Genomic DNA, 9,858 nt, shown 5'->3' with positions numbered 1-9,858 from the left:
GGCGGCGTCTGGTGCGTGCTCTCGGTGTGCCGGGCGGAAGTCCGCGTACTGGACGTACTTGGGCTTTCGCCCGGTGCAGCGAGTGGGGGTCCCCCGGCCGGAGGCTGGGGGAGCGTGCCAGGCGTCGCCCGGCAGGCGGGAATGTGACGGCAGGGCCTAGGGCCTGCCGTCGTCCCGTCCGGTCGAGATCGTCACCGTCCACGCTCCCGATGCCGTCCGGTCCGACACCTCGACCCGTACGTCCTCCCCGGGGACGGTGAAGCTCTCCCCGAGGGCGACCGGCGCGTCCGCGAGGGGGGCGTAGACCGAGTCGTCCCAGCAGGTTCCGGAACCGGGGTGCGCGTCGACCACCTCGATCGGCCCGCGGCCGGATTCCGCCCCGCCGCGCACGCGGTAGACGAGCACGCCCTGCGAACAGGCCTCCTCGTCGTTGCCGGCCGGCCCCCGCACCTCGAAGGCGATGGCGCTGTCGCGTCCGGTCCGCACCACCGCCAGCTTCGTCCCGCCCGCCGTCCCGAACCCCGCCCACCCCGGTTCGGACATCGGCTCGGAGCCCGGCTCGGACATCGGCGCGCCCGCCGCCGTGCCACCCGCCGCGGCCACCGCGGCTCCCGCCGCCAGCGGTTCCAGCGTCAGGCGCGTACCCCGTCCGCCCGCGTCGCGTACGCACGCCACCTGACGTGGTTCCAGCCACCCGAGTTTCCACTTGTGCCAGCCGAAGAGGTCGGGGGCGAGTCCGAACTGGCTGCCCATGAGGTCCCAGTCGCCGACATACGTGTCCCAGTCGCCCTTGCCGTCGACGGGCCGGTGGTAGAGGTCGGGCAGATCGAAGACGTGACCGGTCTCGTGGGCCAGGACCAGCCGGTCCGGCGGATGCTTCTCGAACACCGTGACGACCCGGCGGATGTCCGTGCCGTCGGCCCGCAGCGGCACGTCCATGTTCACCACCTTCGTCGCGTCCGAGTCGACCCCGGGGGCGTCGGGATCGGCGACGAAGTAGACGACGTCGTAGCGGGAGAAGTCGACCCGGCTGTCCGCCGCCGCGAGGGCGTCCCGCAGGTACGCGGAGCGCGACGCCGCGTTCCAGTCGCGCTGTATGGCGTACGCCGTCGACGGCCGCGGCATCCGGATCCATTCGCGCAGCGGGTGCGGGCGCAGCTGGAACTTCCCGTACGAGGCCCGTTCGAAGAAGCGGCTGGTGGCCGGGAAGTAGTCGGCCGTCAGTTCGGCGGGCCTGGTCAGCGGCGTGGCGTCGGGGAAGGAGAGGAAGACCATCACCGCGTCCAGGCGGCGGGCGGGCCGCGGATAGGCGGCGTTCCAGGTGTCCACGCCCTCGGAGTGGTGGGCCGCGGTCCGCTTCAGCGCGCACGGCACGGAGAGCGGCACGGCGGCCGTGGGAACCCCCAGGGAGGTGGCCGCGAGCGCCGCCATGGAGGTGAACACGGCCGCGGGCATCCGCCATCCGTGTCCGGTCCGCACCGGCCCGTACCAACGGGGTCGGACCCCGCCACGGGTGAGCCCCTTGAGGGGGAGCAGACGCGGCACGTCGACCTCCGGATGCGGAATTCGGGATACCGCAACCAGCCTGTGACGATTTGTTCTCCTACGTCCTGTTTATCTGATCCAAAGGAGTGAGCGGGCCGACATCCGACCGAGAACATCGGGGAGCACCAGGGGGGCGCCAGGACACGCCGACACCCCGAGCACTCACGGAACGTCACAAGTGATCGGCCGGTGAAGGAACCTGTCCAGGTGCGGGCAGAAACGATCTGTCAGAAAGGGGTGCCCTTCCGGGACACTGGACGGTAGCTGGAAGGCCTAACGGCCAGCCTCTATGATCGGCACACTTTCCTGCGCGGACACGGCTGGAGCGGCCGTCCACCACCGGCCGACCCTCGACGAGACCTGTACGACGAACGAGTACACAGCGGGAGCGAACGGTGAGCGGAACGTCCGATGGACCGGCGCCCACGGCAGACCTCGTGCGGTCGGCCGTCACAGAGAGTCACGTCACGAGCTCTCTTCGTGCCGGGACCCTTTCCCCCGAGGAGCGGGCTCGACGCGTCGAGCCCCTGGTAGAGCCACTGATCGACACCCCGGTCGATCTGTCGGCCGGACTTCCGGCCGGCCTCTCGTCCACGTTCCCGGTCGGTCTGGCCGCGGGACTTCCGGCGAGGCTGTCGGCCGCCGCCCCGCCCGGAGTCCCTCCGCACCCGGAGAACGGGTCCGGGGCCGGTACGGGTGTCGACGGCCGTACGTTTCGAGCCACCTTCGCCGCCGCGCCCCTCGCGATGGCCGTCGTGGACCGCGAGGGCCGGGTCGTCACGGCCAACGACACGCTGGCCGCGCTGCTCGGCACGGGCTCCGACGGGGAGGGCCTGGTCGGCCGGATCGCCGCCGACCTGGTCGACCTCGCCTCGGACGCCCGTACCTGGCACGCGTACCGCGAGGTGCTCCGCGGCCGGCAGGCCCGGCTGCGCTGCACCCGGCGCCTCAAGCACCCCGACGGCCACTCGCTCTGGGCGCAGGTGACGGTCAGTCCGCTGCCCGAGGAGGAGCGGGCGGTGCTGATCTCGGTCTCCGACATCAGCGGCCGCAGGGAACTCCAGGCGCGGCTGCGGCATCTGCAGATGCACGATCCGGTGACCCGGCTGCCCAACCGGACCCTGTTCTTCGAGCGGCTCTCGGCCGCGCTGGAGGCCGAGGCGTACGAGGAGTCCGGCACCGGCAGGATCGGGCTGTGCTACCTCGACCTGGACGGATTCAAGGCGGTCAACGACACGCTCGGTCACCGTGTCGGCGACCGGCTGCTGGCGGCCGTCGCCGAACGGCTGACCCGCTGCGCGAACGAGGCCGGGTACGCGAGAACGGCCACCCCGCTGGTCGCCCGGCTCGGCGGCGACGAGTTCGCGCTGCTGGTCGAGGACTCGACGGGTACGGAACAGCTCGCGGACCTGGCCGATTCCGTGCTGAAGTCCCTGCAGGTGCCCTTCGACCTGTCCGGACAGCGGCTGTCGGTCTCGGCCTCGATCGGTGTCGTGGAGCGGCACGCGGCCGGCACCACCGCGACCGGCCTGATGCAGGCCGCCGACACCACGCTGTACTGGGCGAAGGCCGACGGCAAGGCCCGCTGGACGCTCTTCGACCCGGAGCGCAACGCCCACCGCATGACCCGTCAGGCGCTCTCCTCCACGCTGCGTCCCGCGGTCGAGCGCGGGGAGTTCGTCCTGGAGTACCAGCCGCTGGTCTGCATGGAGGACGGCGTGGTGCGCGGCGTCGAGGCACTGGTGCGATGGAACCATCCCCAGTTCGGCACGTTGACGCCGAATCGGTTCATCGGACTGGCCGAGGAGGACGGGTCGATCGTCCAGCTGGGCCGCTGGGTGCTGGCCACCGCCTGCCGGCAGGCCCGACGCTGGCAGCTGGACCACCCGGACGCGGAGCCGATCTTCGTCAGCGTCAACGTGGCGGTACGGCAGGTCTGGGACTCCGACCTGGTGTCCGACGTGGCGGCGATCCTCGCGGAGACCGGGCTCGCCCCGCATCTGCTCCAACTGGAGTTGACCGAGTCCGCGGTGATGGGCTCCGCGGGCCGGCCCCTCCAGGCACTCCAGGCGCTCAGCGACATGGGCGTGGGCATCGCCATCGACGACTTCGGCACGGGGTACTCGAACCTCGCCTACCTCAGCCGGCTGCCGGTCTCGGTGCTGAAGCTCGACGGGTCGTTCGTCCGGGGCTTCCAGTACGAGAGCGGGGAGTACGAGGGCGCGGACGGCGCCGGCACGCCGCCCAACCCCGCCGACGAGGTCGTCGTCGAGGCGATGATCCAGCTCGCGCACCGGCTCGGCCTCACCGTCACCGCCGAGTGCGTGGAGACGGCCGGCCAGGCCACCCGGCTGCGGCGCATCGGCTGCGACACCGGCCAGGGATGGCTGTACTCCCGGCCGGTGGCGCCGGATCGCATCTCCGCGCTCCTGTCGGCGGCGGCCGTCCCGTAGAGCGCGGGGGCAGGTCCTAGGCGGGCAGTCCGTACGCGTCCGCGATCAGTTCGTAGGAGCGCAGGCGTACGGCGCCGCTGTGCGCGTTGGCGGTGAGCATCAGCTCGTCGGCGCCGGTGCGCTTCTGCAGGTCGTCGAGACCGGAGCGGACCTCGTCGGCCGTGCCGTGGACGACGTTCGCGTTCCAGGAGTCGACGAACTCCCGCTCCATCGGACTGAAGTCGTACGCCTCCGCCTCCTCCGGGGTGGGAACCAGGCCGGGGCGGCCGGTGCGCAGGCGGACCATGTTCAGCGCGGCGGCCTCGACCTGCCGGCGGGCCTCCTTCTCGTCGTCCGTCGCGAGCGCGGAGACGCCGATGAGGGCGTAGGGCTCGTCGAGCACGGCCGACGGCCGGAAGGACTCCCGGTAGAGGTCGAGCGCCGGGACGGTGTTCTGCGCCGAGAAGTGGTGCGCGAAGGCGAAGGGCAGACCGAGGGTGCCGGCGAGGCGGGCGCTGAAGCCGGAGGAGCCGAGCAGCCAGACCGGCGGCCGGTGCGGGGACTGGACTCCGCCGGGCGAGGTCGCCTGGACCGGTCCCGGGACCGCGTGGATACGGGCGTACGGGTGGCCGTCGGGGAAGTCGTCGTCCAGGAAGCGGGTCAGTTCCGCGAGCTGCTGGGGGAAATCGTCGGCGCCCTCGTTCAGGCGGTCCGAGCGGCGCAGGGCCGCGGCCGTGGCGCCGTCCGTGCCCGGGGCCCGGCCCAGACCCAGGTCGATACGGCCCGGGGCCATCGCTTCGAGCGTGCCGAACTGCTCCGCGATGACCAGAGGGGCGTGGTTCGGCAGCATCACGCCGCCCGAGCCCAGACGGATGCGGGTCGTGTGGGCGGCCAGGTGGGCGAGGATCACGGCCGGTGAGGAGGAGGCCACGCCCGGCATGGAGTGGTGCTCGGCCACCCAGTAGCGGTGGAAGCCGCGGGTCTCCGCGAGGCGGGACAGCTCCACCGCGGTCCGCAGGGACTCGGTCGCGGTGTGGCCTGCGCCGACTGTGACCAGGTCCAGGACGGAGAGGGGGGTGGGGGCGGTGCCCTTCGCTTCCGCTCGGATGTCGCTGGTCCCGGTGGGCGTGTGGTCCGCCACGGTGATTCCTCCTGTTGTTGCTCGCGATGTCCGCGAGTTCCTAACAGGAGGTTGGCTCCGCTTATTCCCTCGCCCCCGCCGCCCCTACCCGTTCCCGTCCACGCATGGGGCTACGCCCCTCGCCCCCGTGTCGCGCTCCGCGCTCGTCCTCAAACGCCGGACGGGCTGAAGATGCCTTTCAGCCCGTCCGGCGTTTGAGGACACGGTGACGGGAAGGGTAGGGGCGGCGGGGGCGAGGGAAAGCCCTACACCTGCACCGGGCGCTCCTTCGTGAACAGCGCGCCCAACTCCGGCGCGTTCACCCGCCGGTCGGCGAGCCGCAGTGCCTCCCACACCGTGACCTGGTTGGCGGTCAGCACCGGCTTCCCCAGCGCCGCCTCCAGCGAGGGCAGGAAGGAGGCCGTGTGCAGCGCGGTGTCGGGCAGCAGCACCACCTCCGCCTCGGGACGGTCGGCGGCCCGCGCGAGAGCCAGCACCTCCCCCTCACCCCACGTCCCGACCTCCGCCGCGGTGATGATCCCCGAGCCGCGCACGGCCACGACCTCGAACCCCGCGTCGGCCAGGAAGGCCGAGAACAGCCCCGCCACGTCGTCCGGATACGTCGCGCCGACGGCGACCCGCTTCGCCCCCAGCTCCCCCACCGCGTGGGCGAACGCGAAGGACGTGGAGGAGGCGGGCAGCCCCGCCGTCAGGGCCAGGGTGCGGACCTGGTCGTGGGCGCCCTGCCAGCCGTACACGAAGCTGCCGCTGGTACAGGCCCAGACCACCGCCTCGGCCCCGGACAGCCGCAGCTCCTCGACCCCGGCGGCGAGCCGGGCGGCCGAACCCATCTCCAGGAGGGCGTCCACACGGTGGGCGTCCTCGCCGATGTCCGTGTGGACGACCTGGAGGCGGATGTCGCTGCCGAGGAGCTGCTCGATGCGCGGGTAGTCGTCCTCGGCCGAGTGGCCCGGGTAGAGAAATCCGAGAGCCGTCATGCCCAACCTTCCTGTTCTTCCGGTAGTGCGGGCGGTACGGGCCGCACCCGCGCCGACGCGTCGATCAGCGCCTGGTACGGCCCTACCGCCCGGGTACCCAGGTGACGCAGCGCCGCCCACATCGTGACCTGGTTGGCCGAGATCACCGGAATGCGCAGCTCGGCCTCCAGCTGCGGGATGACGTCGTACGTCGGGAGGTTGGTGCAGCTGATGAAGAGCGCGTCGGCGGCCCCGCGCACCGCCCCGCGGGCCATGTCGACGACATCGCGGTACGGGACCTTCCAGATGTGCCTGGTCAGGCCCATGTAGGCGCGGCCGGTGACGGTGATGCCCGCCTCGGCGACGTACTCCTCCAGGGCCTGGGTCACGGAGACGGTGTACGGCGTGACGAGTGCGATCCGGCGTACGCCCAGTTCCTCCAGGGCCTCCAGGAGGGCGCCGGACGTGGTGACGGACGGCAGCTCGCCGGCCCGGGTCATGGCCTCGCACATCGCGCGCTCCCCGGCGATCCCGCCGACGAAACTGCCGGACGTGCAGGCGTAGGCGACGATCTCGGGCTGGACGGCGTTCAGCGCGCGCACCGCGTCGCCGAGCGTCTCGTGCTCGCTGACCAGGCGCGCCAGGTCGAGGCTGACCTCGACGGGCACGAACGGTGTACGGGTCAGGTGCAGCGACACCTCGTCGGGCACCCATCGCCACAGTTCGCGGTCGAGGGCGAAGTCGAAGGGAGCGACGACGCCGACACCCCTTTGAGGGTGCGGTCCACCAAGGAAGGAGACGTCCATGAGCAGCCCCAAACTCGGATCGAGCGAGTGGTGGAGATCGGCCGCGAGGCCTGCCTGGCAGCCGGGGGAGGACGGAAGCCGGCGCGTGCCGGGACGTCGGGACAGAGACGGGCGGCTCCCCGGAACCCCTGGGAGACAAGCCCGTGTTGACGAAGGTAGGTTCGGGTGCGAGCGTGGTCAATCCGCCCATCTCAGACGACTTGCCCAATGTCCCGCGGCACAGCTTCACAGCAGTGCTTCAGACGCTTCAGGAATCAGAGAAGCGGACCCTCGTTGCGAAACGGTTTCCCCCCGATGACCACTCCCTCGACCGCGCCCCTCTCCCCGAACATGGCCGAAAAGCCGACGCTGCTGGTGCTGGGCTCCGATCCGCCGCCCCGGCTCGGCAGGCTCACCGGGCGGGTACGCGTCGAGTACGCGGACGACGGGACGCTGGCCTCCCTGCTGCCCACCGCCGACGCGCTCCTGATCTGGGACTTCCACTCGCGCGCACTGCGCGGGGCCTGGCCGGGCGAGGGCCCGCGACCGCGCTGGGTGCACACGGCGAGCGCGGGTGTGGATCATCTGATGTGCCCCGAACTGGCCGCGTCCGACACGCTGGTGACGAACGCGCGCGGTGTCTTCGACCAGCCGATCGCCGAGTACGTGGCCGCGCTCGTCCTCGCCCTGGCGAAGGATCTGCCGCGCACTCTGGAGCTCCAGGGGGCGCGCGAGTGGCGGCACCGCGAATCGCGGAGAGTCGCAGGTACGCGTGCGTGTGTGGTGGGTTCCGGGCCGATCGGGCGGGCCATCGAGCGGACTCTGGGGGCGCTCGGCATCACGACCGCGCTCGTGGGGCGCACCGCGCGCGACGGCGTGCACGGTCCCGGGGAACTGGACCGGCTGATGGCGCGGGCCGACTGGGTGGTGTCGGCGGCGCCGCTCACCGAGGAGACGTCCGGGATGTTCGACGCGCGCCGCCTGGGGCTGATGCAGCCGTCGGCGTACTTCGTGAACGTCGGCCGGGGACAGCTCGTCGTGGAGGACGCGCTCGTCCGGGCCCTCGGGGACCGGTGGATCGCGGGGGCGGCGCTCGATGTCTTCGAGCGCGAACCACTCGGCCCCGACAGCCCGTTGTGGGAGGTCCCCGGTCTGATCGTGTCCCCGCACATGAGCGGCGACACGGTGGGCTGGCGGGACGAACTGGATACGCAGTTCGTGGAGTTGTTCGAGCTGTGGGAGGCGGGTGAACCCCTGCCGAACGTGGTCGACAAGCGGCGCGGATACGTACCCGGCCCCTGACACCCGTCGGGACACAGGTCTGGGGCACACGTGGGAGGGGCGGATGACCGGATGACCGAGCTCACCGAACTGACGGCCGTACGACTCGTCGAGGGGTACCGCAAGGGTGAATTCAGCCCCGTGGACGCGGTGCGGGCCGCGTTGCGCAGGGCCGAGGAGATCCAGCCCGCGGTGAACGCGTTCGTACGCCTCGACGAGGAGGCGGCCCTCGCGCAGGCCGCGGAGTCCGCCGAACGATGGCGGCGCGGCGAACCCGCCGGGCTCGTGGACGGTGTGCCGGTCTCGGTGAAGGACATCCTGCTGATGCGGGGCGGGCCGACCCTGCGGGGTTCGCGGACCGTGTCCGCGTCCGGTGCCTGGGACGAGGACGCGCCGTCGGTGGCGCGGCTGCACGAGCACGGGGCGGTGTTCCTGGGCCGCACGACCACTCCCGAGTTCGGCTGGAAGGGCGTCACCGACTCGCCGGTGTCGGGAGTGACGCGCAACCCGTACGACCTGTCCCGCACCTCGGGCGGGTCGAGCGGCGGGAGCGCGGCGGCCGTGGCGCTGGGCGCGGGTCCGCTGTCGCTGGGCACGGACGGGGGCGGCAGCGTCCGTATCCCCGGCTCCTTCTGCGGCATCTTCGCGCTGAAGCCGACGTACGGGAGGGTGCCGCTGTATCCCGCGAGCGCGTTCGGGACGCTCTCGCACGTGGGGCCCATGGCGCGTGACGCGGCGGACGCGGCGCTGATGATGGACGTCATCAGCGGCCCCGACACCCGCGACTGGTCGGGGCTCGGGCCGGCCGCGGGCTCGTACACGGACGGGCTGAACGGTGGCGTGCGGGGGCTGCGGGTCGCCTACTCGCCCTCCCTCGGCGGGCAGGTCGCGGTACGGCCCGGGGTCGCGGCGGCCGTGCGGCGCGGGGTGGAGGGGCTGGCGGCCCTCGGCGCGTACGTCGAGGAGGCCGACCCCGATTTCACGGATCCCGTCGAGGCGTTCCACGTGCTGTGGTTCAGCGGGGCGGCGCGGGTGACGCAACGGCTCGGCCCGCGGCAGCGGGAACTGCTCGATCCGGGGCTGCGGGAGATCGTCGGGCTGGGTGAGCGGTTCAGCGCGCTGGACTACCTCGCGGCGGTGGACGTGCGGATGGAGATGGGGCGGCGGATGGGGCGCTTCCACGACACGTACGACGTGCTGGTGACGCCGACCATGCCGATCACGGCGTTCGAGGCGGGGGTGGAGGTGCCGGGTGGGTCCGGGCTCCGCCGGTGGACGGGGTGGACGCCGTTCACGTACCCCTTCAACATGACGCAGCAGCCGGCTGCGACGGTGCCTGTGGGGGTGGACGGGGCGGGGCTGCCGGTGGGGTTGCAGGTGGTGGGTGCGCGGCACGCGGACGCGCTGGTCCTGCGGGCGGCGCATGCGCTGTACGCGGCGGGTGTCGCGGGGCTTGCGCCCCCGCGCGCGTAGACCTGAACAGGTCGGGAACACCTGCGGCCCGGTGGGGGCTGGCCGCGCAGTTCCCCGCGCCCCTGAGAAGCCAAAGGATTGCGCCGTTCCCCGCGCCCCTGAAAAACCACAAGACTGCGCCGTTCCCCGCGCCCCTTGAAAGCGTGGGCTGGCGCCGGGGGGGGTCGGCGTCAGGTGCGTGGGGGCTGAGCGCGCAGTTCCCCGCGCCCCTGACGGGGGCCCCCCCACGCGCCCCGCGCGCCCGC

Annotated in this window: 7 protein-coding genes; 3 read left to right on the top strand and 4 right to left on the bottom strand. The window is 72.3% G+C overall.

All coding sequences use genetic code 11. From position 1 onward, the window contains the following. Positions 1 to 156: 156 nt before the first annotated feature. Entirely contained in the window at positions 157 to 1,545 is a 1,389-nt protein-coding gene (locus ACFVH5_RS41940; RefSeq protein WP_385838945.1) for a M6 family metalloprotease domain-containing protein, read from the bottom strand. Between the two features lie 395 nt (positions 1,546 to 1,940). Between ACFVH5_RS41940 and ACFVH5_RS41935 the strand changes: the two genes are divergently transcribed. Continuing rightward, a complete protein-coding gene (locus ACFVH5_RS41935) occupies positions 1,941 to 3,998 on the top strand; it encodes a putative bifunctional diguanylate cyclase/phosphodiesterase (RefSeq protein ID WP_385838944.1) in 2,058 nt (685 codons plus the stop codon). Positions 3,999 to 4,014: 16 nt separating this feature from the next. On the opposite strand, the gene ACFVH5_RS41930 is transcribed toward ACFVH5_RS41935, so the two are convergent. The 3 genes from ACFVH5_RS41930 to ACFVH5_RS41920 all read right to left on the bottom strand — a co-directional run bounded on the left by ACFVH5_RS41930 (position 4,015) and on the right by ACFVH5_RS41920 (position 6,880). Beyond that, complete coding sequence (locus tag ACFVH5_RS41930) at positions 4,015 to 5,118, bottom strand: LLM class flavin-dependent oxidoreductase (RefSeq protein WP_385838943.1); 1,104 nt, start codon at positions 5,116 to 5,118, stop codon at positions 4,015 to 4,017. A gap of 245 nt (positions 5,119 to 5,363) precedes the next feature. Beyond that, positions 5,364 to 6,095 (bottom strand): decarboxylase, encoded by a 732-nt coding sequence (locus ACFVH5_RS41925; protein WP_385838942.1) that lies wholly within the window; start codon positions 6,093 to 6,095, stop codon positions 5,364 to 5,366. Next, entirely contained in the window at positions 6,092 to 6,880 is a 789-nt protein-coding gene (locus tag ACFVH5_RS41920) for a decarboxylase (RefSeq protein WP_385838941.1), read from the bottom strand. Before ACFVH5_RS41920 ends, ACFVH5_RS41925 begins: the two co-directional genes overlap by 4 nt. A gap of 294 nt (positions 6,881 to 7,174) precedes the next feature. Between ACFVH5_RS41920 and ACFVH5_RS41915 the strand changes: the two genes are divergently transcribed. Continuing rightward, entirely contained in the window at positions 7,175 to 8,161 is a 987-nt protein-coding gene (locus ACFVH5_RS41915; protein WP_385838940.1) for a D-2-hydroxyacid dehydrogenase, read from the top strand. A 51-nt stretch (positions 8,162 to 8,212) separates the two neighbouring features. Then, positions 8,213 to 9,613 carry an amidase gene (locus tag ACFVH5_RS41910; protein ID WP_385838939.1) on the top strand — a complete coding sequence of 467 codons (1,401 nt, stop codon included), beginning with the start codon at positions 8,213 to 8,215 and terminating at the stop codon, positions 9,611 to 9,613. Positions 9,614 to 9,858 lie beyond the last annotated feature (245 nt).

The organism is Streptomyces sp. NPDC127119 (assembly GCF_042677425.1).
Classification (GTDB): domain Bacteria; phylum Actinomycetota; class Actinomycetes; order Streptomycetales; family Streptomycetaceae; genus Streptomyces.
This window is presented reverse-complemented; position numbering and strand designations above follow the sequence as displayed.

Excerpts from the sequence above, each read along its gene's own strand:
- ACFVH5_RS41920 (WP_385838941.1), bottom strand. The coding sequence starts at position 6,880 with ATGGACGTCTCCTTCCTTGGTGGACCGCACCCTCAAAGGGGTGTCGGC.
- ACFVH5_RS41915 (WP_385838940.1), top strand. The coding sequence starts at position 7,175 with ATGACCACTCCCTCGACCGCGCCCCTCTCCCCGAACATGGCCGAAAAG.
- ACFVH5_RS41925 (WP_385838942.1), bottom strand. The coding sequence starts at position 6,095 with ATGACGGCTCTCGGATTTCTCTACCCGGGCCACTCGGCCGAGGACGAC.
- ACFVH5_RS41910 (WP_385838939.1), top strand. The coding sequence starts at position 8,213 with ATGACCGAGCTCACCGAACTGACGGCCGTACGACTCGTCGAGGGGTAC.